General features: G+C 70.4%; 1 protein-coding gene. It reads left to right on the top strand.

Going from position 1 to position 270, the window contains the following annotated elements; genetic code table 11:
• On the top strand, positions 1–270 hold a 270-nt coding region (locus AX737_RS00775), incomplete at both ends, for an efflux RND transporter permease subunit (protein WP_156453445.1).

The raw sequence follows: 270 nt of genomic DNA, 5'->3' as shown, positions 1-270 counted from the left end.
TCGAGTTCGACTGGGGCACCGACATCTACCGCAACCGCCAGCAGGTCGCCGAGCGGCTGGCCCTGGTGCAGGACCAGCTTCCCCGCGGCGTGACCCCGGTGATGGGCCCGGTCTCCTCCATCATGGGGCAGATCCTGCTGGTGGCGGTCACGAGTGAGACCGCGAGCCCGATGCAGGTGCGCGAGGTCGCAGACTTCTCGATCCGGCCGCGGCTCCTGACCATCCCGGGCGTGGCGCAGGTCATCCCCATCGGGGGCGAGGTGCGCCAGT

This window comes from Methylobacterium sp. CCH5-D2 (genome assembly GCF_001556475.1).
GTDB lineage: Bacteria > Pseudomonadota > Alphaproteobacteria > Rhizobiales > Beijerinckiaceae > Methylobacterium > Methylobacterium hispanicum.
The sequence above is the reverse complement of the archived record's forward strand: the minus strand, read 5'-3'. Positions and strand labels throughout refer to the sequence as shown.